Origin of the sequence: Desulfobulbus elongatus DSM 2908, assembly GCF_000621145.1 — a bacterium.
Classification (GTDB): domain Bacteria; phylum Desulfobacterota; class Desulfobulbia; order Desulfobulbales; family Desulfobulbaceae; genus Desulfobulbus; species Desulfobulbus elongatus.
In genome coordinates, this window is the sequence record NZ_JHZB01000007.1 from 68,690 (window position 1) to 91,304 (window position 22,615).

The window sequence follows — 22,615 nt, forward strand, 5'->3', positions numbered from 1 at the left end:
CCCCGCCCGTTCCATCGGCACAAGCAAGAAATGTGGCATGTTCGTTGCTGGGATTGCGGGAACCATGACCAAGGAACGACCGCAAGGAGAACATGACGTGGACGTGACCACCGTACCAAAACGGCCGGGAAAACTCTACCCGACGGACATCCTGTTTCAAAGCAGATACTGGAGCGAGGTGAAGGCGCAGCTGGGCTGGAAAACCTATGCCTTTGACATCGAATCGTCGGCAACCGGCAAGGACGTGCTGGTGATCGTCAAGCCCTTCGGCCCCGGCGCCGTGGCCGCGTATGTCCCCCAGGGACCGGAAATCGCCCCGCACCAGGAAGACTACGGCTCCTATCTGGAGGCGCTCTCCGAATCGATCATCGAACAGATCGACGCGGACATCACCTTCATCCGCTACGACCTCCCCTGGGAATCGCCCTATGCCGGCGACATGCGGCAGCAGAACTGGCACGACTTTCCCGAATCAAGGGTGCGGGAGATCCGGATGAATTTCGGCACCAGACACTGGAACCTCAAAAAATCCCCGGTCGACGTGACCGTCGCCAACAGCTGCGTCATCGACCTGGACGGCGACGACGACCTCCTGCTCGCACGGATGAAACCGAAGACCCGCTACAACATCAGGCTGGCGGAACGCAAGGGGGTCCGGGTGCAGTGCGTTTCCGCCGACCAGCTTCCGGTCTTCTACCGCCTGTACGGCCAGACGGCCCGGCGCAACGGCTTCCACATGAGCGAATACCGCTATTTTTCCGCTCTTTTCTCGACAAAAGAGTCCCATCCCGAGGCCTCGGAAATCCTGCTGCTGCTGGCGACCCACAACCGGGAGGCCCTGGCCGGGGCGATCGTCGCCCTGTCAGGACAAGGGGCCCTGTTTCTCCACGGGGCCTCGGCGAATCACAGGCGGGAGCTCATGGCCCCGTACGCCATGCACTGGCACGCCATCCGCCATGCCCGCGCCAGGCAGTGCCGCACCTACGACATGGGCGCGATCTCGCCCAGCAACGATCCCGGCCATTCCTTCCACGGGTTGTACCGGTTCAAGACAGGGTTCGGCGGCCGGATCGTGCACACCAGCGGCTCGTGGGACTACCCGGTGAAGAAGGATGTCTATCGCGCCTTCAGGAACTGGGAGATGGTCCTGTCGCAGCGAGAGCGGGGGCTCGGCATCGGCGAGTGAGCCCGTTTTCCCCGCGCTTCCCGCACTGCCCGAAAATGAGCCGTACCGACACCGACATGCACGTGAACTGGATGCTCAGGAACATCCTTTCGTTCCTGGAAGGCGAGGCCAACGAGAAGAACATCGTGTTCACCACGGCCTTCGAGGAAACGCTGCCGACGATCACAACCGACGGCGCGCAGGTCCAGCAACTGCTTCTCGCCGTTGTCGAGGACACCCTGGCCGCCATCGGTGCCGATGGCCGGGTCGACTTCATCACCTTTTCCACGCCGGCAAGGGTGCATATTCAGATTGCCGACAGCAGTCCGGGAGTGACGTCCGCGCGGATGAACAAACTCTGGCAGCCAGCCCCCGTCGACGGCGGGGCCGGCAGGGAGGCCCGTTCCGGTCTGTCCGTGTACGGCGCCGTTGTCTATCGATTGGGAGGAAGGATTTCGGTCCAGGACAGACCGCAGGGCGGCATGCTGTTCACCCTCAGCCTTCCGGTGCGCGGCTGATTCGGCCCCGGCCCGGCAACCGCTGCCCGCGCCCTGTTCACGGGCGCTGCGGAGGCGCGATTGCCGCGATGGTGAGCCGGCGGATGCCGGCGGCGGTTCGGTCTTCTATGGTTTCCCCCGTTTTCCGGCCCATGAGCGCGGCCCCCATGGGGGTGAGAATGGAAACCGGATTCGGGTGCGCCTCCGCCTCTTCGGGAAAGACCAGGGTGAGGTCGAACTCCCTGCCGGTGGCAACGTCCCGCAGGACAATGTGCGAACGCGGGGTGGCGACATCGGCGGGCATGTCCTCGGGGCTGACCACGCGGCCCCGCGACGCGTCGTAGTGCAGCTTCCGGATGTTCCTCTTTTCCTGTTCCTTGAAAAGATCGCAGAAGAGCATGAGCTGTTCGATCCGTTGCCTGTCCTGTTCGCTGATCAGAATCGTTTTGTCCGGCAAGCGCCCTCCTCCCGTGCATGTGCAGGTTTTCCCAGGCGGCCGCAGACCGTTCCGGCCGGGGCGGCAGCGCCTTCGGCCAAACGGCTGCGCGGGCGGGCCGCCCTGGTTTCGACGGCTATCGTGCCGTCACGGAACATCCGCCGCCGGCGGTCCTCCGGACCGTGGTGCGAGTCCCCAACTCCGCCAGAGGGCAGGATTGCAGAAAATCCGTGATTTTCCTGTACACGTCCGCAAACAGGAGCAGGCCGATTATTTCGCCTCGCCGGACAACGAACAACGAATCGTGGCGCCCGCCGGCGAAAAGACGGAAGGCTGCGCCCATCGTCTCGTTGCCCTGGATCGTCCTGCCGGGGGCGGTCCCCTTGACGAACGAATGGACGTTGAGGCGATGGATCTTGCGCCAGTGTTCCGGGAGCGGGTCGGACCAGAGGGGCAGATGCAGGGTCAGCCGTTCGCCCAGCGCCCTGAACGGACGGGCCAGCCATTGACCGGCCTTCGCATCTGCCCGCCCGTGCGTCGAAGCGAGGGCCTCGACGATATCGGCGGGAGAGAGTTTGCCGACGACTCTCCCCGTCACGTCATAGGCCAGGAGTATCCTTTGGCTCGACAGGCCGGCCCGATACTCGGCATCGGACTTTTTCAGCGCCGCCACCGCCTCCATCAGCGAAGCGCGGTTTGAAATACGGGGAAACGCTTCGATGGGACGGACCCATTCCTTTATCTTCAATCGTTCCACTTCTCCTCCCCGGACTGAACGGCGGCGGCCCGCATGCCGCCCCGTACCATCGACAAGTGGCACGAAATGTGCCAATGTTGATTATTTTTTGGAAAGAGTGCCGAAAAGATGGACAAACGGCGCGGAAGCGCGATAAAGCGGGAAAAGAGGACGGGCACGACGCAGCGGGGCCGGGGGATGTTCAGGATTTGTTTGTACGCCCGCCGCATGCTTTTACGCTCCCGAAGGGGAAAACGATGCGGTTCGATTCCGGCCACCGGGTATTTTCTCCCCGATTTCGGGGGATGCCGTTCAGGTCCGCCCGCCGCCGGGCTGAACCGATCGTCACCGCCGAGGAAACCCCCCGGGCCCCGGATGCGACCCGCCCGGTTCGCGACGACGATAAACACGGCGAGGGTACCCAATCCATTGCCGGAGCGAGTGTGCCGAACATTTCGAGACCAACGACAACGGAGAGACCATGAGACCGAAAATCATCATTTCATCGCTTGACGCCGAACGATTGGGAGCGCTTCTCGGCGCCCTGCCCGCCCATTCATTTCCCTGCAGCGAGGACCTGGAAGACGAGTTGTATCGCGCGGAAATCCGGGAACCGAAGGACATGCCCCCGAACGTGGTGACGATGAACTCGACGGTCCGGTTCAAAATCGCCCCTTCGGAGGAGGAATTCTGTCTGCGGCTGGTCTATCCCCAGAACATGGATGCCAACGGCGGGACGATTTCAGTCCTTGCCCCGGTCGGCAGCGCTCTCCTCGGCCTTGCCCAGGGGGACGAAATCGAGTGGCCGAAACCGGGCGGAGGCGTCCTGAAGGTCCGGATCGTGGACATCACCTACCAGCCCGAACGTTCCGGCGACTATCACCTGTAGCCTCGGGATGCGGCCAGGGCCACCCGGACGGGGGCGAGCCCCCACGATACGGCGCGTTCCCGTTGCCGCTCCGGGCTTTCGCGCTCAGGGCGGCGGGTTCTCGCAGCGGTCAGCCGTTGTCCTGGTCGTCGATCTCTTCCGCGGCGTCCTCATCCGGAACCGTGCCGGTCTCCTGCGGGACGATGCAGTAATCGCAGGAACTGTCCATGCCGGTATGGCCGTGCCAGTCGTCCTCAGCCCAATCTTTTTCCTGAATGTTGTTCATACGACTCCTCCTCTGCCAGCCTGACTCGAACGGAACTGCTTGCCCGGTGCATGTATCGGCCCTGGAAATCCCGGCATCTTGCCTGCGCAAAACAGGCTGCGTTTGCCGGCCGCGCTTGATTCCCCATAAGTCACGCCACAAAAAAACCTCATTCGGGTCTGCCTGCAATCATTTATTGACTGAATCCGCAAAGAGACCATGTATCGAGGCGCACAAACCGCTGGCCGGAAACTCCCTTTCCCGCCCATCCCGCCGGTACCGCCTTCCCTGTAAGGAGCTTTCCCCGGCAATCCTTCCCTTCATTGTCCGCAGTTCCGTACAAAAATCAAAACGCCTGTGGACATCGCTTTGCAAACCTGCTTTGATATGAACCGGTTTGATCGCGGCAGAGCGGCAACCTGCTGAATGGGCGGTCAAACCAAGGGGCCACTGAACGCGGGACGATCCTCCCGGAAGGACCATATATTCTTCGAACGGTTGCATGGCACACCTCCTTGCACATGAAATCCCCCGGCCTTTGTCCGGACGAATCCGGTTGCTGTTTCTGGCACCATCCGGTTGCCGGCCGGGCCGTCCGTTCCGGCGGCTCCCCATCCCCAACCGGCACTCCCGGAGTGCCATGACAGAGTCTACCGGGGCCGGCGCAAACCTTTCCCCTCTTGCCGCCGCCCCCGTTCCGGTCGCCGCCTTCGTCCACGGCCTGCCGATGTTCTTTGCGGCCAGCCGTTGACGCCTGTACCCATGCGTCCCTCGGCTGCATCCAAAACGCATATCCGGGCCGACAAATTCTTTCCGCCGCGCATCGATGCCGCCCAGTGCCTCAGCCGCGAGCGCATCATCGAATTTCTCCTCCAGCGGGGCCATGCCCGCACCAACTGCATCGTGGTCGAAGCGCAGCCCGGCCTGGGGAAGACCACCGCCGTCAAGCAGTTTCTCGACCGGGTCGGCCTCCCGTCGATCTGGTACCGGGTGGGGCCGGAGGACGCCGATCCGGGCTATTTCCTCCAGGCCATTCCCGCCTGCCTCAACACCCTGCTGCCCGATTGCCCCTCGGCGGCCACGGTCCGAATCCTGACCAGCGGCGACCTCACCCCCACGATGTGCCGAAACGGCTCGATTGCCTCCTCGCCGACCTCCGCGGCTGTCTCACGGATGATCTCTTCCTGGTCTTCGACGATCTCCAGCGCCTGCTGCCGCATCCCGCCTGTCTGTTCATCCTCGACTACCTGCTCCGGGCCGCTCCGGATACACTCCGGTTCATCCTCATCTCCAGGGAACCGCTCGCCGGACTGAGCCATTTGGCCGGCACCGATGCCGTGCGCATCGACAACAGCCTTCTGGCCATGGACGAGCACGAGGTCACCGATTTCCTCCACCAGGTCCTCCATCTCGACGTTTCCCTCGACCTGGTCCGAGAGGTGACCCGCCTGACCGGCGGCTGGACCATGGGCGTCCGCCACTACGACAGCCAACTGATCGGCGGCCGGGTCCTGCTGGCCAACGCGGTGGCCGAGATGGAAACCGGCGAGGGCAAGCCCCTGACCGCGACCCTGGCGGCGGCCACCCTGGCCCTGGCCGGCATGCCGGTGCACGTGATCAGCGTCAACGACTACCTCACCGGCCGGGACGCCGAAGAAATGGGGCCGCTCTACCGGGCGCTGGGTCTGAGCGTCGGCTGCGTGGTCCAGGGCATGCCCCCGCCGGAGCGGGCCCGGGCCTACGGCTGCCGGATCACCTATGTGACCAACAAGGAAATCGTCTTCGATTACCTGCGCGACCGGCTGACCCTCGGCCAACTGGTCGACCCCCTGCGCACGCAGGCCGAGTCCCTGTATGCGCGCGACGGCCGGAGCGGACGCCTGCTGCTGCGCGGTCTGCACTGCGCCCTGGTGGACGAGGCCGATTCGATCCTGATCGACGAGGCCCGCACCCCGCTGATCATCTCCGGGACCGGCGGCGGCGAGGAAGAACGATGCTTTCTCGAACAGGCCCTGACCATTGCCGGGCAGTTGCGGTTTGATGACGACTACCGACTCGACCGGGCCCGGCGGCAGGTGCTGCTCACCGAGGCCGGCCGGCGGCAGATCGGCGCTCTGGCGCGGAATTACGGCCCGCTGTGGACGGGCATGGCCTGGCGGGAAGGGGTGGTGGCCCAGGCGCTCAGCGCCCTGCACCTCTTTCACCGGGACGAACACTACCTGGTCCGCGACGACGCCATCGAGATTGTCGACGAATTCACCGGCCGGGTGATGCCCGGACGGGCCTGGGAACAGGGGCTGCATCAGCTGATCGAGGTCAAGGAGGACTGCCCCCTGACCAGGCGGCGGGACCCGCTGGCCAAGATCAGCTACCAGCGCTTCTTCCGGCGCTACCTGCGCCTGTCCGGCATGACCGGCACGGCCAGGGAGGTGACCGGCGAGCTCTGGTCGGTCTACGGCCTGCCCACGGTCCGCATCCCCACCCACCGGCCGATGCAGCGGCGCCATCTGCCCGGCCGGATCCTGCCGACCCTGGAGGCCAAGTGGCAGGCCGTGATCGAACGGGTGCGGGAGATCCACTCTACCGGCCGGCCGGTGCTGATCGGCACCCGCTCGGTCACCGCCTCGGAACATCTCAGCCGCCTGATGACCGCGGCCGGCCTGGCGCACCGGGTGCTCAACGCCAAGCAGGACCGGGAAGAGGCCGACATCGTCAGCCGGGCCGGAGAAGCGGGCAAAATCACCATCGCCACCAACATGGCCGGCCGCGGCACCGACATCAAACTGAGACCGGGGGTCAGGGAGGCCGGCGGCCTGCACGTGATCGCCACCGAGCGGCACGAGGCGGCCCGCATCGACCGGCAGCTGGCGGGCCGCTGCGGCCGGCAGAGCGATCCGGGCAGCTACGAGGCAATCGTGTCGCTGGCAGACCCGCTGATCACCGCGGGATTCGGCGGCATCGCCGACATGCTGGCCGGAAGGGACGTGCCGGAGCGTCTCGCCCGGCTGGCCCTGGATCACGCCCAGCAACGCATGGAAAAATACCACGCCCGGATACGGCGGGAGCTGTTTCGCCAGGACCGGCGCCAGGGCAGCCTGCTCTCCTTTTCAGGGCGCATGGAATAAACGGGAGGTTTGACGATGGACAGAAGAAAAACCGCGCTGGCCGCGCTTGTCTGGTGGCTGGGAACGATGACGGCGGCAGCGGCCGACCTGCCGCCCCTGGAGGGGCTGCTCGCCCCAAGCGAGGTGGTGCAGTTCAGCAGCCAGACGCCCGGCATTCTCGAACAGGTCGAGGTGGAACGCGGCGACGTGGTGAAAAAGGAGCAGATCCTGGCCCGGCTGAAATCAGGCGTGGAGAAGGCGGTGGTCAACCGGGCCAGGGCGCGGCTGGAATTCGGTCAGCGCAAGGCGCGCCGCAACGAGGAATTGTACAAAAAGCAACTGCTTTCGCTTCACGACAAGGACGAACTGGAGACCGAAATCCAGCAGGCGCGACTGGAACTGATCGAGGCCGAGGAACGCCTGAAGCTGCGCACCATCGCCAGCACCATCGACGGCGTGGTGGTCAAACGGACCGGGGCGCCCGGCGACTATGTCGGCGAGGAACCGTTTTTGACCGTTGCCCGCATCAATCCCCTCAACGTCGAGGTCATCGTGCCGGCCGCTCACTTCGGCGCCCTGCGCAACGGCAGCACCGCCAAGGTCGTCCTCGATCAGCCGGTCGGCGGCACCTACACGGCCAAGGTGGTGATCATCGATCAGGTGATCGACGCGGCCAGCGGCACCTTCGGGGTCCGGCTGGAACTGCCCAACCCGCAATCGGCGCTGCCGGCCGGCCTCAAATGTCACGTGGAATTCTGAACTCGACCCGGTCGCTCACTGCCACCAGATCATCCGTTTGGGCGGGTTGCCGAAGGACTCGAAGGCGTCGCCGGATTCGCGCAGAACGGCATCCAGTTCTTCCACCGAGAACACATAGCCGTCGGCCGCCGCCTGGGCGATGAACTCATCCTTGGTCTTCAGGGCATCGTACTTGCCCCGAAGCTGCTCGTCCGCGCCGCCGGCGATCAACAACTCCTCTACACTCTTCTTCGACATGCTGTTCTCCCTTGATGATTGATTGCTCTTGATTTGCCTTGCAGGCCGCCGGTCGAACCGAAGCGGGCGACTGGGGCTGCCAGCGAAAAGCAACAATCGATCCGGTTTTGTCATCGACAATAAAAACTCATATTTTCAGAATCTTATCGTCAAATTTCAGACCGGGGGATTCATGTGGCAGTCCGCTCGCGGACAAAAGCGTAGACATGTGTCGCTTTCTCTTCATTTTTGTCAAACACTGCCGCACGCAGTGGTCGAGAAACGACGACATCGAGAAATCCGCGTACCGCTGTCCGAGAAACAGGGGGGGCATCACCCGGAACAGGTCCGGGCGGAGGCCGGGATCGCCGAACGCCGCCCGCGCGGACGGGTCAGGTGCGGGGGCGTGGCGGCTGGCCGGCCGGGCTCTCGTCCGCTTCGTGGAGCCTGACCAGATTGAGGATGTGGAGAAAGCTGTCCGGATCGAGTTGGGTGAAGGCCACGGCCATGCCGGCGGGATCATGGCGTTGGATCACGCCCTGGGCGCGGACATCCATCCTGCTGGTGACACCACTCAGACGGATCTCGACGGCACAGGGCGTTTCAAGGGGCAGGCGGACATCGGTTTCGAAAGAAAGGCCGTGGAGGCTGATATTCCGGGTATCGACCTCCGCCTCCAGCACGCCGTCGTCACCGTAGCGGAGCACGGCGGTGCCGGCGAACACAATCCGCCGTGACCGGCGGCGTTCCGAAGGGGCCATGTCACCGATCCTGCTCGAAGGTATGCTGCATGGCCAGCCGGTGGTTGCGCGACGCCACCACATACTCGCCGTTGCGCACCGATATCTCGGGAACCTGCCTCGATTGCTCGAAGGCGGTGTACCCCGGTTCCAGGGTCTGCCAGAATTTGATCCACGGCGAGGTGGCGAATTTTTTCAGATTGAGCGGCGTCATGACAAAGGGGAAGATATGCACGGCAAAGCGTTCCTGTCCCTGCCTGAGGGCATCGTGTGCCAGGACATAGATCTCCTCGATGCGGCCGTTAGTCATGGCGAAACAGCCCACCGACTGGCAATCGCCGTGCACCATGATCAGGCTGCCGGTCCGATTCTTGGCCTGGTCGAACTCATTGGGATAGCCGACGTCAAAAGCGAGATGATAGGCCGATTTCGGGTTCATCTGCTCGGCGGTCACGCTGTAGAAGCCTTCCGGAGCCTGCCAGTCGCCCTCGTTGACCTTGGGTCCGGGAAATCCGGAGTAGTTGCAGACCCGATAGGTCTTGAACAGCTCGAAGCCCCGCCCCTTGTCCATCCATACCTCCAACATGCCGGGAATCTTGAAGATACGGACGAAAATCGGCTGTCCCAGGGTGAATCCCTTGTCCCGCAGTTCCTGCTGGAGCTTGGGCCTGGTTTGCGCCATGAGCTGTTCCGCCTTGGGCGTGGTCGGCGGCTCGGTGCAACCGGCCGGTTGCGCGCACCAGAGGGCGGCAATCGTCACCAACGAACAGAACAACAAGCCCTTGCCTAAAACAGAACGAACACGTGTATGATGCATAAGCCTTTGTTGGAAAAAAGAGAAATCGTTTGCCGACCCCCAAGCCCCCCGGCCGAACCCTTGCCTTTGCCCGGCACGCTCAGGCGTTCCGGGCTTCCCGCGCCCTGGCGTACGCCGAGGCCGCGCATTCATTCTTGCCGAGGTCCAGTTCCTCCCGCCGTGCGTCCTCCTCCTCGCGGAGGTTGGCGTTGACCAGGCGGATGATGGCGTATTCCTCGGGCTGCGGCCGCATGTTCGCCTTGATGAAGGCGATGAAGGCGGCCTGATTGTCGATTCCGTAGATATCGCCGTTGCGCTCCAGGATCTCGCCCAGACCGCGGACAAAAACCAGCTCTGCGTTCGCCTCGCGCCAGTCGATGAAATGGGCGGGCAGCACCTGGAGGCCGTGGTCGAACCGCTTGACCATCCGGATCGTCTCGTACAGCGTCCCGGCCCACTCCTCGGCCTTGCCCCCCAGATCGGGGCGCCCCACCGAGTCGATGAAGACGGTGTCGCCGGAAAGAAGAAACCGGTCGTCGATGAGAAAGGAGGTGGAGCCGGGCGTATGACCGGGGGTGAACACCACCCGGATGTCGGGGCCGCCGAGATTGAATCGCTGAATCTCGCCGTCCCGCAGCGGGGTGTAGGGATTGTTCGAGGTCTTGAAATCGCCGTCGTTGGCGTAGAACACCGCGCCGGTCCGGCGGGCGATGTCCCGGCTGCCGGCTATGTAATCGGCCTGGAGATGGGTTTCAAAGGTCGCCGTGACCATGCATCCCTGCTGCGCCGCGAATTCCAGATAGAAATCGACATTGCGCGAGGGATCGAACAGCATCATTTCCTTGCCGCTGATCAGGCCGTAGCTGCACGAGGCCTTGCCCGGCCTGATAAACTGATACAATTCGTAGTCCGTCCCCTGGCCGACCCGCTTCGGCACCAGCAGGTTGCCCCAGGAGGAAATGCCGCCCCGCAGGTATCCGACCTCGAAGCCGTGCCGGTCGAGGATCTCGGCGACATAACGGGCCGAACTCTCCTTGGCGCAGACGATGCGCACCCCGCGGTCCCGGGGCACGCGGGACACTGCCTCCTCCTCGTCCTCCATGAACTCGTAGTAGGAGATGTTGATCAAGGGGAACGGGTAGGGGCCTTCGACCTGGAACCGAGCGAAATCCTTGGCGTTTCTGACATCGAGCACCACCAGGTCCGCCCGGGTGGCCAGCCAGTGGAACAGCTCCGTGGCCTCGTATGTATGGATTGCCATGATGCTTCCTCCTCAGCAGAGACCGCCCTGTCGCATATTCGGATCACGCTAGCGAACCTGGTTGTAATTGTCAATGTTATAATGAGGTTACCCAGGATAATCACAGCAACTTCCTGTCCGGTCGAATGCGATGCTCCGGTGGGGCGGATGTCCCCGGAGGCACAGCGTGCAGCCCGAAAAACGAAACATGTTGCTTCTTGTGCCCAAGGCGGACGGCCTGCGCCCCGCGACAGCCCCCCGTCATCCCATGGACAGCCGGGGGTCGTCAACCGTTCGGCGACGATTTCTCTTTGACATCGCCGCGCTCTTCCCCCTAAGATACACTATGCGTTCCGACCCCTCCCTCCCGAATGCTTGTTGACCCGAGGCGCCACCGCCATGTTGCCGGGTTCTTCCCCTCTTCCCGCTCGCCGGGTGCCCGTTCGCGGACAGTCGCCGGCACGACTGCCCCGACGCAGGGCGGACTGTTCCGGGCCGGGCCGGCGTCGGACAGTGCCGGTGCTGGTCGCCCCGCCGGCGCTCCATGCCGGTGTGGGCAATGCGGCCTCCAGTCTCAACGTCAATCCCGCCGATTTCTACACCATTGCCGGACTGGTCGCGGTCGTCCTCCTGCTGCTGACCCTCGTCATCCTCAACCAACGAAAGAAATCCATCATCTCCAACACATCGAAGGCCCTTGAAGAGACCGAGGCCCGCTATCGCCTCCTCTTCGAGCATTCGCCCATTCCCCTGATGGAGGAAGACCTGAGCACGGTCAAAACCTTCCTCGACCAGTTGCGGGCCCAGGGCGTGGCCGACCTCCACCGCTACTTCGCCGACAATCCGGAAAGCCTGGCCCGCTGCGCCGCCATGGTGCGCATCATCGACGCCAATCGGGCGGCGCTGGCCATGTACGGCGCCGCCACCGCCGGGGCCATGGGGCAGCTCACCTCGGTGCTGCCCGACGACCAGTTGCTGCAGTTCAAGAAGGAGCTGTTGGGGCTCGTCAAGGAGGGCGGCAGCGAGATCGTGCTGGAAAACAGGACCCTGCGCGGCGATGTCCTGACCGTGGAGCGGCGGGCGGTGGTGGCCGCCGGTTTCGAGCAGAGCTGGCGCAAGGTGTTCGTCACCATCATCGACATCACCGAGCAGGTACGGTTGCGCAAGGAAAACAAATCCTTTGAAAAAAAATTGCAGCAAACGCAGAAGCTCGAGGCCATCGGCAGCCTGGCGGGCGGCATCGCCCACGATTTCAACAATATCCTGGCACCGATCATGGGACGGGCCGAGCTGATGCTCATCGAAAACGCCGACAACGCCCCCCTGCGCGAACACTGCCGGGGTATTGTCGAGGCCGCCAAGCGGGCCCGCGACCTGGTCAGGCAGATCCTCACGTTCAGCCGCCAGGTCGACCAGGAGATCACCCCGGTTTCGCTGGACGAGATCATCCGGGAGGTCATCGGGCTGGTGCGCCCCACCCTGCCCGCGACCATCGGGATCGAATACGATCTGCCCGACCGGTGTCCGCGGATAATGGCCGACGCCACCCAGTTGCACCAGGTGATCATGAACCTGGTGACCAATGCCTTTCACGCCATGGAGGGCAACGGCGGCCGCCTGCGTTTCCATCTGGAAGCCGTCAGCCTCGACATCCGTGAATCCGAGGACCTGTCCATCGCGCCCGGCCGGTACGTGCGGCTGCGCATCGAGGATACCGGCCACGGCATGGACAGGGCCACCATGGACAAGATCTTCGATCCCTACTTCACCACCAAACCGCGCGGCAAGGGGACGGGACTGGGACTGGCGGTGGTGCTCGGCATCCTGCGGGGCTACGGCGGTGAAATCCGGGTGGAGAGCGAGGTCGGCGGAGGGACCGCCTTCATCCTCTATTTTCCGGTGGTGGAACTGGCCGCCGCCCGGAAACCGGCCGAGTGCGACCGTCAGGAGCCGCTTCCGCGCGGCACGGAGCACATTCTCCTGGTGGACGACGAGAAATCGATCGCCGATGTCACCACCGGCATGCTGGAACGGCTCGGCTATAAGGTGACGGTCCGGATCAGCGGTTACGACGCCCTGGAGGCTTTCCGCAACCTGTCGGACCGGATCGACCTCCTCATCGCCGACCTGAGCATGCCGCAGATGACCGGACTGCAACTCTACCGGGAGATCAAGAAGATTCGCTCCGACATCAAGGTCATCATCTGTACCGGCTTCAGCGAGCAGCTCGACAGCCGCAGCGCGCGCTCCATCGGTATCGAGGGGTTCCTGAACAAGCCGGTGGTTCTGAGCGATCTCGCCCGCTGCGTCCGCTCGGTCCTCGACGGCTGACCGCATCGTTTTCCGAAAAAACATGCCGGCATCGGAACACACACGGGGACGTCCCACCTCAAGGCGTTTCCTGGCGAAACATGCCGTGTCCCTGATGTCGCTCGTTCTGCTCGCCGGCTGCGCCACTCTCAGCCGGGAGCAGTGCCGGAGCGGCGACTGGCACGGCATCGGCACCGCCGACGGCCAGGCGGGGGAGCCGCTCGGCCGGCTGGACCGGCATGTCCGCGCCTGTGCCGAATACGGTATCCCGGTCGACGAACAGCGGTACCGCGCAGGCTACGACCAGGGATTGCGCGCCTATTGCCACATCGACAACGCCTGCGCCGCCGGCTTGCGGGGACACCGCTACCAACGCGTGTGCCCACCGGAAATCGATGGGGCGTTCGAACGCTGCAACCGGGCCGCCCTTGCAGTGTACCGCCTCAGACGGGAACTCGACGAGATCAGCGCCCAGCGGCATCGTTACGTCTTCTGGCTCTGGAATAGCCCGCTCTCAGAGCACGACGCATATCTGCTCAGACACGAACTCCGCGCCCTGGATCGGCGGTACGATCAGCTCCGCATTGACCTGTACCTGAGCGAACGCTTCCTGGACGACCTCATGGACGAGGTCGGCGCCCGTCCCTCTCCCTGACATCCCGCCCTTCGTCCGACCGGCGGACCGCCGTCCCCGGTCCGTTTCCCCCGAACATGTCGGCATCATCCCACCGCGCATCGACCGGAAAGATTGACAGCCGCCCACGACTCCTATAGAATTCGTCGTTCTCGTGTCTTGTGCCGGACGTGTAGCAATGGAGGATGCTCCGAAGAACGTGTTCAGCAGTCAGAAGAGCGCCGAATGCCAACCATCCTTCAGGAACCGATCGAGCCAACGCCTTCCCGCCCAGGAGTCCCGGGCGCCGACCGACCGACTCCGCTGGAGTCCTCCGTCCTTTCCGCTGAATGACAATTCCGGAGATATTCCCCTCGATGCACCTACTGCTTGGTCTTTACATAGTGTTTCTTGTCCTCATTCTTGCCTACAACCTGCTCCAGCTCAACCTGCTGCGGCATTACCTGGACAGAGAGAAGGTCAAGGCCGCGCCGCCGCCCGCCGACGGCGACACGCCCTTCGTCACCGTGCAATTGCCGCTGTTCAACGAGCCCTATGTGGCGGAGCGGCTCATCGACAACATCATCGCCCTGGACTATCCCCGCGACCGGTTCGAGGTGCAGATCCTTGATGACTCGACCGACGACACCACCGAAATCTGCGAGCGCAAGGCCGGGATGTACCGCGACCGGGGATTCGATATCCGGGTCATCCACCGCACCGACCGCACGGGGTTCAAAGCCGGCGCCCTGGCCGAGGGCCTGCGGCAGGCCAAGGGCGAATTCGTTGCCATCTTCGATGCCGACTTCCTGCCCTCGCCCCGCTTTCTGCGCGATACCGTCCCCTATTTCCGGGATGAACGCGTCGGCGTGGTGCAGACCCGCTGGGCCCACCTGAACAGCGACTATTCGCTGTTCACCAAACTCCAGGCCCTGCAGCTCAATGTCCATTTCACCATCGAACAGATGGGCCGCAAGGCCGGCAACCATTTCCTCCAGTTCAACGGCACGGCGGGCATCTGGCGCAAACGGGCCATCGAGGATGCCGGCGGCTGGAAGGCCGATACCCTCACCGAGGATCTGGACCTGAGTTTCCGGGCGCAACTGAAGCAGTGGCAGATCGTTTATTTGGAGGACATCGAGGCCCCGGCCGAGTTGCCAGCCGAGATGAACGGCATCAAGTCGCAGCAGTTCCGCTGGATGAAAGGCGGCGCCGAAAATGCCCGCCGCCTGGCGCCGCTAATCATGGGCAGCAGGCTGCCGTTGCGCACCAAGCTGCATGCCCTGGTGCATCTCGCCAACAGCTCGATCTTTGTCGCCACCCTGATGCTGGCCCTCTCCAGCGTCGCCCTGCTGCCCTTCCTCGACGACCTCGAGGTGGACCCCCGCGCCCTCTCCTTCTCCCTGCTGGGGCTTGTCGGAGTGGCGGCGGTCTACTTCTACGCCAACATCACCCTCCTGCCCAAGCCGGTGTCCCTGCACCAGGTCCTGGCCCTGGTCGGCTATTTTCCCCTGCTGCTGATCATGTTCATGGGCCTGAGCTTTCACAACTCGGTGGCCGTGGTCGAAGGCTACCTGGGCATCAAGTCCTCCTTCGTGCGGACGCCCAAATACAACATCGTCGGCCGCATCCGCCAACGAACCGACAGGGACCAGAAAAATCCCATCAGCAACATCCTGATCATCGAAGGGCTCCTCGCCCTCCTATTCAGTGCGGCGCTGCTGCTGGCCGCGCTCGTCGGCAACTACAGCTTCTTCATTTTCCACCTGATGCTCGCCATCGGCTTCGGCATCGTCTTCGTGGTGTCCTGGCGCGACCGCTAGCAGCGGGCGTCGCCTTTCCTTTTCCTGAAAAAAAATTCGAGATGGCGACCGCCGCTCACCGAGCGGAAACGATCTCCTTGCGGCCTTCGATGACGAGGAAGTTGAGGGTGGTATGGATGGTGAAGAGGGGGAAGAACAGGGCCATGAAAAAGATGTTCAGCAGCGGCACCATGCTGATCATGGCCGGAAACAGGCCCAAACGGAAGGCCGGCCCGGCATGGAGCTGCAGCCAGTTGATCTTTTGCCCCAGGGTCCAGCGGTAGCGGGAGGCGGGGTAGTCGACGAACATCAGGGCCGAATAGTAGGTGTACAGCACGAACACCGCCCCCTGGCCGATCACCGGAATGAAGTTGGCGAACAGGGCCACCACCGTGACCACCACGCCCATGGCGCCGATCTTGACGCCCTCGCGGAGGTCGATGAGGGCGCCGGCCAGGCTGAACACCGCCTCGCCCTCCCCGGCCTGGTCGCAGTACCGGTTGCCGGCCCAGGTGCTCAGGAAAACATAGCCGGGCGTGGTCAGGGTGTAGGCCAGGACAAAGGCCAGATAAAAGGCGGCCACCCGGGTGAGCAGCAGGAAAACCCATTTCAGGGCGGTCCATCCCCACAAGAGCGGCCAGTGCCAGAATTTCTCCACCGTGGGCGGGGTGGTGAAGAACGAACCGGTGAAATGGTTGATCAGGTCCACGGAAAAGAGATAGCCCAACCAGGTGAGGGTGCCGGTCAGGAGCACGAGCAGCAGGCTCCAGCCCAGCAGGCGGGGATGACGGAACAGGAAGGCGCAGGAGGTGGAAAACGGCACCCAGGGCGGCACGGGGGCCGCGCCGTCGGGCCGGGCATTGGTCGCATGCATGGCAGATATCACTGTATCAAAACAAAAAAGCTATCAGGAAAGGCACTCCGCCCTCCCTGTCTCTCACCTGGTGCCTGCCCGCCGGGCAGGGAAAAAGGCGCTATCACCTCTGATAGACGCAACTGACCAGATCGGCCGTTTCGCAGCTGATCGCCCTGTCGTGCAGAGCGGCCACGATTGCCGCTACCTGGGTCGTGCCGTCGATCTCCAGCACAGTGCCCCGCTCGTCGGCGTGCACCGTGTAACCGCCCGCCTGCAGGACCGACAGGGCCTCGTCCATCCGGCTGACCACCAGACCCAGCCGCGAAAAATCGTTCATGTAGAAAAGCGGCCAATCCGCATGGCAGGCCACCGGTTTCCCTTTTTCGATGATCGGCAACAAACCCATAGCTCTCACCTCGCACCTGTTGTATTCATTCCCATCAATCCCGGAAAAAACGGCCCCGTCGAGGGTGTCGGCCCGCGGTCCTGCCGCGCCGGATCCGGTCCCGGCGGAGGCGGCCCTTGCCCCGGCAAAACAGGCAGGTGACCTACCGGCCATTTTCGCGCAGGAGAATCGCATGTCCGCACTGAACGATCCCCGGGTCTTTTTCGCGGCGGAACGAACGCTGCTGGCCTGGACCCGCACCTCGCTGACCCTGATGGCCTTCGGCTTCGTGGTGGAGCGGTTCGGCCTGTTCGTCTCGGCCCTGCTCGCGCAGCACAGCGAGACCCTGCAACGGGGCCTTTCTTTCTGGATCGGCCTCTCCTTCATCCTGCTCGGCTCGCTCGCCTCGGTGGGGGCGGTGGTGCAGTACCGCAGGGTCCTGCGCACCCTCCAGCCCGTGGAAGTGCCCACGGGTTATCTCACCGCCCTGGGCCCCTGGATCAACCTGGTCGTCGCGTTTCTCGGCCTGGCCCTGACCGCCTACCTGTTCCGGGGCTCGCTGCTTTAAGCCACCCGGTCTCGGGCGACGATCCCGGCCAGCCGGACTTGCGGTCGTTTTCCTCCTCCTGTTCTGCCGCACCATACCCAATGCCGGGTAAAAAACCAAGGGGCGGCCGGGTTCAGCGCCAGCGGGCCGCCCGGTCGAGCATCGCCGGCAAGCCGCCGTAATCGCCGGGGACATAACCGAACACCTCCTGCCAGATGGTATCGTTTTCCATGCAGAAATAGAGGCAGGTCCGGGGATGGAGCCGCCGGCGCAGGGCATCGTGGATGAACCGGTACATTTCCACCCGCTGCGGCCGGATATAGCGGCGCTTGCCGTCGAGACCGTCGATGAACTCCTGGTAGAAGAAGCGCGAGGCGGGAAAGCGCTCGGCGGCGATCTGCTTGAGCGGCGGCAGATAGCGCAGGGCGCCCATGCTGATCCAGGCAATGGCCTCGGCCGGCACCGCGGCGAACAGCCGGTCGATGGTGAAGCGGTACCCCTCCTGCCAGCCGGGATGGAGGATGATCGGGTCGAAATGAAAGGCCAGGGAATAGCCCCTGTCGGCGCACTGGGCCGCGGCTTGCAGGCGCTCCTCCAGGGTGGCGGTGCGGATCTCCTCCCGGGCCATGATCGGCGGGCTGTTGAGCGACCAGGCGACAATGGTCCGGCCCTGGTGGTCGAGCCCCTCCAGGTTGCCGATATTGACGCTCTTGCTCTTCAGTTCCAGCACGGCATTGGCCTGCGCCGCCATGTAGGCGACCAGCCGGGGGCTCAGCCGGGTAAGGCTGTCCAGGGCCAGGCTGTCGGTGAACTCGCCGGTGCCGATACGAAAAAAACGGTCAGGTTCGGCGGCGAGCGCCCGGTCGAGTTCGGCGAACAGGTCCTCGACGTTGACGAAGAAGCTGAGCCAGGGATTGTTGAGGTAGGCCTGGAGGATGCAGTAGACGCAGTCCATAGGGCAGTTCATGCCGATGTTGAGCACCTGGTAGTCGCAGCAGCGGTACTCGCGGGTACCCGGACAGGGCTTGAAAAAGGCACCCCGGTTGCGGCAGAGCAGGAGATGATGCTTGCCGGCGGTGAGGTTGGCCGGATAGTCGCCTTCGATGTTCGGCACGCCGCGCTCGGGCACCACGGTCACCGGCAGATGGGCGCGGGCGACGATCTCGCGGGTGTAGGGCAGATCGAGGCAGTCTTCGGTCACATAAAGGCGGGTGACGAAGCGGACCGGATCGCCGTAAGACGCCTGGTTCACGTTCACGAAAGGAAATCTCCTGTTTCCTGATAACGCGCGGCCAGGGCGCGATAGCGCTCGCCTTCCTCGGGCCGGCCGTGCTTGCCGCACCCCTGGCCGTAGATCCGGCATTTGCGCGCCAGTTCGGCCACGGCCGCCCGCCGTTGCGCCGGGTGCAGCACGCCGGCATCGAGCAGGGTGCAGAGCGAACGGATGCGGAACACATCCATGCCCTGGCGGTGGATCGCGGAAAGCTGGTCCGCCCGCCCGCCATCCTTGCCGGTCAGCGGCTCGGGCACGAGCAGGAAAGGTTCGCGGCAGCCGACCCGCAGCCAGAGGTCGTAATCCTCGCAACAGGGCAGCGATTCGTCGAACAATCCGTAGCGGTCGAACAGCTCCCGCCGCGCCATCACCGTGGACATGCCGACCACGCACATGGCCAGGCTGGCGGCGAAGACGTCGCCATCGGGCGGATCGTGCTTCTTCTTCTGGTTGACCCGCTGCCCCCGCCGAAACCAGATCTCGCGGGTGTGGGCAATCAGCCGCTCCGGCCGGGCCGCCAGGGCCGCCGCCTGCACGGCCAGCTTGCCCGGCAGCCACCAGTCGTCGGAATCGAGAAAGGCGAGCAGACGTCCCCTGGCCAGGCGGATGCCGGTGTTGCGGGCCGCGGCCGCACCCCGGTTGGGCTGCTGCACCAGCCGGATCGGCACGGCGGCGCCGGCGGCCAGCCGCTCGACCAGGGCGGCGGTGCCGTCGGTGGAACCGTCGTCGACCACGATCAGCTCATCGCATGCCCGCCGCTGCGCCAGCACCGAGCCGATGGCCCGCTCCAGCAGGGCCGCCCGGTTGTGGCTGGGAATGATGACCGAAATCACCATGGCGCCAGCGAAAAACCGGCCGCAACCGGCCCGTCCGCCGGGGGCGGCGCTGCCGCATCGACCAATTTGTTATGGCGGTTTACCGACGGTATAGTATAGTAACATCCCTGATTCATAACCACTTCCGCGCCCTGCGCCCGCGCATTTCCGGCGTTCCGGCACCGCACCGGGCATTCGGTCAGGCTCTCCTATGTACACAGACATCCTCATCAATGCAACCTTCTACGAGAACCGGATCGCCCTGGTGGAAAACGGCAAACTGCGCGAATTCCACCTCGAACGGGTTTCGGAGCGGGGCCTGATCGGCAACATCTACCTGGGCCGGGTGGTCCGGGTGCTGCCGGGCATTGACGCGGCCTTCGTCGATATCGGCCTGGAGCGCACCGGCTTCCTCTACGTCGACGAGGCCCTCTACATCTTCTCGGACAACTATCGGCGGCTGCCCCAGGGCCACAAGCTGCGGCCGGCTCCGCCGCCTTCCCTGACCACCTCGCCGGCGATCAACGAAATCCTCCGCGAGGGCCAGGAAATCCTGGTGCAGATCGCCAAGGAACCGATCGGCACCAAGGGGGCCCGCCTGACCTGCAACATCACCCTGCCCTGCCGCAACCTGGTGTTCATGCCGCTGACCGACCACATCGGCATCTCCCGCAAGATCGAGGACGAGGTCACCCGCCAACAGCTGCGCGACCGGATCGAGGTCCTGCGGCCGCCGGGCACGGGCTTCATCATCCGCACCGTGGCCGAGCACATCGACAACGAGGCCCTGGAAGCGGACATGGAGTTCCTCCTCTCGCTCTGGGACGAAATCCTCACCAAGGTGCAGCGGGAGCCGGCGCCCTGCCTCATCTACAAGGACCTCGACATCATCCTCCGCTCGGTGCGCGATTTTTTCACCGAGGATATCAACGAGCTGGTGATCGACAACTTCGAAGTCTACGAGCAGTTGATGTCCTACGCCAAGACCTTCGCCCCCCAGTTGCAGGACAAGATCACCCACTACGACTCCGACCTGCCGCTGTTCGAGCGCTACGGGGTGGAGGCGGACATCAACAACGCCCTGGACAAGAAGGTGTGGCTGCGCTGCGGCGGCTACATCATCATCGAGACCACCGAGGCCCTGACCGTCATCGACGTCAACACCGGCCGCTACGTCAACGCCTCCGACCTGAGCGAAACCATCTTCAAGACCAACATGGAGGCCGTGTGCGAGATCGCCCGCCAGCTGCGCCTGCGCAATCTCGGCGGCATCATCATCATCGATTTCATCGACATGGACAACGAACAGCACCGCGAGGAGCTGTTCGCCGCCTTCCAGGAGGCGATGCGCACCGACAAGAGCAAGGTCAACATTCTCAAGCTCTCCGAGTTCGGGCTGGTGCAGATGACGCGCAAGCGCCTGTCGGAGAGCCTCATGCAGACCATGTGCGAGCCCTGCCACTACTGCGGCGGAGACGGGTTCATCAAGTCGCGCCGCACCATCTGCCACGAGATCTTCCGCAAGATCAGCCGCGACGCCCGCAAGATCGGCGGCTCGCACGTCACGATCAAGGTGCATCCCCACATCGCCGAAATGCTGCTGAACGAGGAATCGTACACCATCGAGCAACTGGAGCAGCGGACCGGGAAACGGTTCACCATCATCCCGGTGCCGGACATGCATATCAAGCGCTACGACGTCATCTGGAATGAATAGAGAACCGTAAATCCCGTCACCCTGCGGCCCGGTCCGCGCCGGACCGCGTGCCGACTTCAAGACCACAACCGGACAGACTGACCATGGCACACCATATCCGACTGCGCAGCTCCTCGCGGAGGGGCGGCGGTTTTTTCAAGACGCTCCTGCTCGCCCTGGCGGTAGTCGCGGGCCTGGCGGCGGCCGCCGCGGCCGTGCTGCTGTTTGAATTCGAGAAACCGACCCTGGTGCTGGAAAAGGAGATCAAATACCTGGGCGGCAAGGTCGAACTGCCCTTGCAGGCCACCGACCAGAAAAGCGGCATCCGTTCGCTCACCATCACCCTGACCCAGGGCGCCACCTCGGTCACCCTGCTGGAGAAGACCTTTCCCCGCCAGGCCTGGTTCAAGCCGGCCGGTCCGACTTCGCTGAACGAAAAGGTGACGATCGATGCCCAGAAGGCCGGCATCAGGGAAGGCAATGCCGAACTGATCGTCTCGGTACGGGATTTTTCCTGCAACGGCTTGTTCAAAGGCAACGAAACCCTGAAACGGCTGCCGGTGACCATGGATACCAGGCCGCCGGTGGTGAAGATGCTGCATGCCCAGCGGACCATCCGGCCCGGCGGCAGCGGCATGGTTTTGTATACCCTGTCCGAACCGCCGGGCAAACACGGGGTCGCCATTGACAACGCCTTTTTCCCCGGATTTCCCGTGGGCAAGAAAGACGCCTATGTCTGTTACTTCGCCCTGCCCTGGGATGCCGGGCAACCGGAGAAAATACGGCTCGTCGGCAGCGACGAGGCCGGCAACGAGGTCGTCCTGCCCCTGCCCACCGCCTTCAAGGCGGAGACGATCAAACGGGACAGCATCAACCTCAGCGACCAGTTCCTCCAGCAGAAAATGCCGGAGTTCGAGCAGCATTACCCGGAGATGCAGGGCACTCTCGTCGAGAAATATCTCTACGTCAACAATCAGATCCGCCAGAGCAACGCCCGGACCATTGCCCAGATCTGCACCACCACCGATCCGCAGCAGTTGTGGACCGACCGCTTTCTGCGCATGCCGGGCGCCGGCCGGGCCGGATTCGCCGACCAGCGCACCTATCTGTACAATGGCACGGCCATCGACACCCAGACCCATCTCGGCGTCGACATCGCCTCCGTGGCCCAGGCCGAGGTGCGCGCCGCCAATCGGGGCAAGGTTGTTTTCGCCGATTATCTGGGCATTTACGGAAAAACGGTCATCATCGACCACGGCCAGGGCGTCGCCAGTCTCTACTCCCATCTGAGCAGCATCGACACCACTGCGGGCACCATGGCGGCAAAGGACCAGCCCATCGGTCGTTCGGGCGTCACGGGCATGGCCGGCGGCGACCATCTCCACTTCTCCATGCTGGTGCACGGCATCTTCGTCACCCCGGTGGAATGGTGGGACCAGCACTGGATCGATGTCAACGTCAAGTCCGCCCTCAATGCGCTCTGATCAAGGCCAGGC

General features: G+C 63.8%; 23 protein-coding genes. 11 read left to right on the forward strand and 12 right to left on the reverse strand.

Going from position 1 to position 22,615, the window contains the following annotated elements; all coding sequences use genetic code 11:
- The first annotated feature begins 97 nt into the window (after nt 1-97).
- Together Q362_RS0105605 and Q362_RS0105610 are read left to right on the forward strand one after the other, a co-directional pair.
- Nucleotides 98-1,186 (forward strand): lipid II:glycine glycyltransferase FemX, encoded by a 1,089-nt coding sequence (locus tag Q362_RS0105605; RefSeq protein ID WP_028317886.1) that lies wholly within the window; start codon nt 98-100, stop codon nt 1,184-1,186.
- 35 nt (nt 1,187-1,221) lie between these two features.
- The gene (locus Q362_RS0105610; protein WP_028317887.1) at nt 1,222-1,683 is read left to right on the forward strand and encodes an ATP-binding protein; all 462 of its coding nucleotides are present in this window, start codon (nt 1,222-1,224) and stop codon (nt 1,681-1,683) included.
- A 37-nt stretch (nt 1,684-1,720) separates the two neighbouring features.
- Here Q362_RS0105610 and Q362_RS0105615 read toward each other — a convergent pair whose 3' ends face one another.
- The 3 genes from Q362_RS0105615 to Q362_RS0105625 form a co-directional block, all read right to left on the reverse strand.
- On the reverse strand, nt 1,721-2,119 hold the full coding sequence (locus Q362_RS0105615; RefSeq protein ID WP_028317888.1) for a GreA/GreB family elongation factor: 399 nt from the start codon (nt 2,117-2,119) through the stop codon (nt 1,721-1,723).
- 115 nt (nt 2,120-2,234) lie between these two features.
- On the reverse strand, nt 2,235-2,855 hold the full coding sequence (locus Q362_RS0105620) for a CBS domain-containing protein (protein ID WP_157469906.1): 621 nt from the start codon (nt 2,853-2,855) through the stop codon (nt 2,235-2,237).
- Entirely contained in the window at nt 2,843-3,112 is a 270-nt protein-coding gene (locus Q362_RS0105625) for a hypothetical protein (RefSeq protein ID WP_157469908.1), read from the reverse strand. The genes Q362_RS0105620 and Q362_RS0105625 overlap by 13 nt, the downstream gene beginning before the upstream one ends.
- A 203-nt stretch (nt 3,113-3,315) precedes the next feature.
- Here Q362_RS0105625 and rnk point away from each other — a divergent pair, with 203 nt between their 5' ends.
- Entirely contained in the window at nt 3,316-3,723 is a 408-nt protein-coding gene (gene rnk, locus Q362_RS0105630; protein WP_028317891.1) for a nucleoside diphosphate kinase regulator, read from the forward strand.
- Between the two features lie 109 nt (nt 3,724-3,832).
- Here the strand turns inward: rnk and Q362_RS23465 are convergent, their stop codons facing one another.
- Nucleotides 3,833-3,988: a hypothetical protein gene (locus Q362_RS23465; protein WP_157469910.1), complete on the reverse strand. Its 156-nt coding sequence runs from the start codon at nt 3,986-3,988 to the stop codon at nt 3,833-3,835.
- Nucleotides 3,989-5,088: 1,100 nt separating this feature from the next.
- Between Q362_RS23465 and Q362_RS19305 the strand changes: the two genes are divergently transcribed.
- Both Q362_RS19305 and Q362_RS0105650 read left to right on the forward strand, forming a co-directional pair.
- The gene (locus Q362_RS19305) at nt 5,089-7,092 is read left to right on the forward strand and encodes a preprotein translocase subunit SecA (protein ID WP_211248451.1); all 2,004 of its coding nucleotides are present in this window, start codon (nt 5,089-5,091) and stop codon (nt 7,090-7,092) included.
- Between the two features lie 15 nt (nt 7,093-7,107).
- Nucleotides 7,108-7,830 carry an efflux RND transporter periplasmic adaptor subunit gene (locus Q362_RS0105650; RefSeq protein ID WP_028317893.1) on the forward strand — a complete coding sequence of 241 codons (723 nt, stop codon included), beginning with the start codon at nt 7,108-7,110 and terminating at the stop codon, nt 7,828-7,830.
- Nucleotides 7,831-7,845: 15 nt separating this feature from the next.
- Here Q362_RS0105650 and Q362_RS0105655 read toward each other — a convergent pair whose 3' ends face one another.
- The 4 genes from Q362_RS0105655 to Q362_RS0105670 all read right to left on the reverse strand — a co-directional run bounded on the left by Q362_RS0105655 (nt 7,846) and on the right by Q362_RS0105670 (nt 10,843).
- Nucleotides 7,846-8,067, reverse strand: a complete 222-nt coding sequence (locus Q362_RS0105655) for a Nif11-like leader peptide family natural product precursor (protein ID WP_028317894.1) — start codon at nt 8,065-8,067, stop codon at nt 7,846-7,848.
- Nucleotides 8,068-8,438: 371 nt separating this feature from the next.
- Nucleotides 8,439-8,807 (reverse strand): PilZ domain-containing protein, encoded by a 369-nt coding sequence (locus Q362_RS22075; RefSeq protein WP_028317895.1) that lies wholly within the window; start codon nt 8,805-8,807, stop codon nt 8,439-8,441.
- A gap of 1 nt (nt 8,808) precedes the next feature.
- Entirely contained in the window at nt 8,809-9,561 is a 753-nt protein-coding gene (locus Q362_RS19315; protein WP_245590165.1) for a L,D-transpeptidase family protein, read from the reverse strand.
- 121 nt (nt 9,562-9,682) lie between these two features.
- Entirely contained in the window at nt 9,683-10,843 is a 1,161-nt protein-coding gene (locus Q362_RS0105670) for an MBL fold metallo-hydrolase (protein ID WP_028317896.1), read from the reverse strand.
- A gap of 498 nt (nt 10,844-11,341) precedes the next feature.
- On the opposite strand from Q362_RS0105670, the gene Q362_RS19320 reads away from it, so the two are divergent.
- From Q362_RS19320 to Q362_RS0105685, 3 genes are all read left to right on the forward strand, one after another.
- On the forward strand, nt 11,342-13,153 hold the full coding sequence (locus tag Q362_RS19320; protein ID WP_169737370.1) for a hybrid sensor histidine kinase/response regulator: 1,812 nt from the start codon (nt 11,342-11,344) through the stop codon (nt 13,151-13,153).
- 94 nt (nt 13,154-13,247) lie between these two features.
- Nucleotides 13,248-13,787: a DUF2799 domain-containing protein gene (locus Q362_RS22080; RefSeq protein ID WP_051553736.1), complete on the forward strand. Its 540-nt coding sequence runs from the start codon at nt 13,248-13,250 to the stop codon at nt 13,785-13,787.
- Between the two features lie 335 nt (nt 13,788-14,122).
- Nucleotides 14,123-15,568, forward strand: a complete 1,446-nt coding sequence (locus tag Q362_RS0105685) for a cellulose synthase family protein (RefSeq protein WP_035215758.1) — start codon at nt 14,123-14,125, stop codon at nt 15,566-15,568.
- Between the two features lie 55 nt (nt 15,569-15,623).
- Here the strand turns inward: Q362_RS0105685 and Q362_RS0105690 are convergent, their stop codons facing one another.
- Nucleotides 15,624-16,421 carry an EI24 domain-containing protein gene (locus Q362_RS0105690; RefSeq protein ID WP_051553738.1) on the reverse strand — a complete coding sequence of 266 codons (798 nt, stop codon included), beginning with the start codon at nt 16,419-16,421 and terminating at the stop codon, nt 15,624-15,626.
- A gap of 103 nt (nt 16,422-16,524) precedes the next feature.
- Nucleotides 16,525-16,809: a hypothetical protein gene (locus tag Q362_RS0105695; protein ID WP_028317899.1), complete on the reverse strand. Its 285-nt coding sequence runs from the start codon at nt 16,807-16,809 to the stop codon at nt 16,525-16,527.
- A 172-nt stretch (nt 16,810-16,981) separates the two neighbouring features.
- Between Q362_RS0105695 and Q362_RS0105700 the strand changes: the two genes are divergently transcribed.
- A complete protein-coding gene (locus Q362_RS0105700; protein ID WP_028317900.1) occupies nt 16,982-17,356 on the forward strand; it encodes a YidH family protein in 375 nt (124 codons plus the stop codon).
- A 112-nt stretch (nt 17,357-17,468) separates the two neighbouring features.
- Here the strand turns inward: Q362_RS0105700 and Q362_RS0105705 are convergent, their stop codons facing one another.
- Together Q362_RS0105705 and Q362_RS0105710 are read right to left on the reverse strand one after the other, a co-directional pair.
- Complete coding sequence (locus Q362_RS0105705) at nt 17,469-18,593, reverse strand: SPL family radical SAM protein (RefSeq protein WP_245590166.1); 1,125 nt, start codon at nt 18,591-18,593, stop codon at nt 17,469-17,471.
- Nucleotides 18,590-19,444 carry a glycosyltransferase family A protein gene (locus Q362_RS0105710; protein ID WP_028317902.1) on the reverse strand — a complete coding sequence of 285 codons (855 nt, stop codon included), beginning with the start codon at nt 19,442-19,444 and terminating at the stop codon, nt 18,590-18,592. The genes Q362_RS0105705 and Q362_RS0105710 overlap by 4 nt, the downstream gene beginning before the upstream one ends.
- Before the next feature lie 190 nt (nt 19,445-19,634).
- Here Q362_RS0105710 and Q362_RS0105715 point away from each other — a divergent pair, with 190 nt between their 5' ends.
- Nucleotides 19,635-21,140 carry an Rne/Rng family ribonuclease gene (locus Q362_RS0105715; RefSeq protein WP_028317903.1) on the forward strand — a complete coding sequence of 502 codons (1,506 nt, stop codon included), beginning with the start codon at nt 19,635-19,637 and terminating at the stop codon, nt 21,138-21,140.
- An 83-nt stretch (nt 21,141-21,223) separates the two neighbouring features.
- On the forward strand, nt 21,224-22,603 hold the full coding sequence (locus Q362_RS0105720) for a M23 family metallopeptidase (RefSeq protein WP_028317904.1): 1,380 nt from the start codon (nt 21,224-21,226) through the stop codon (nt 22,601-22,603).
- Nucleotides 22,604-22,615: the final 12 nt, after the last annotated feature.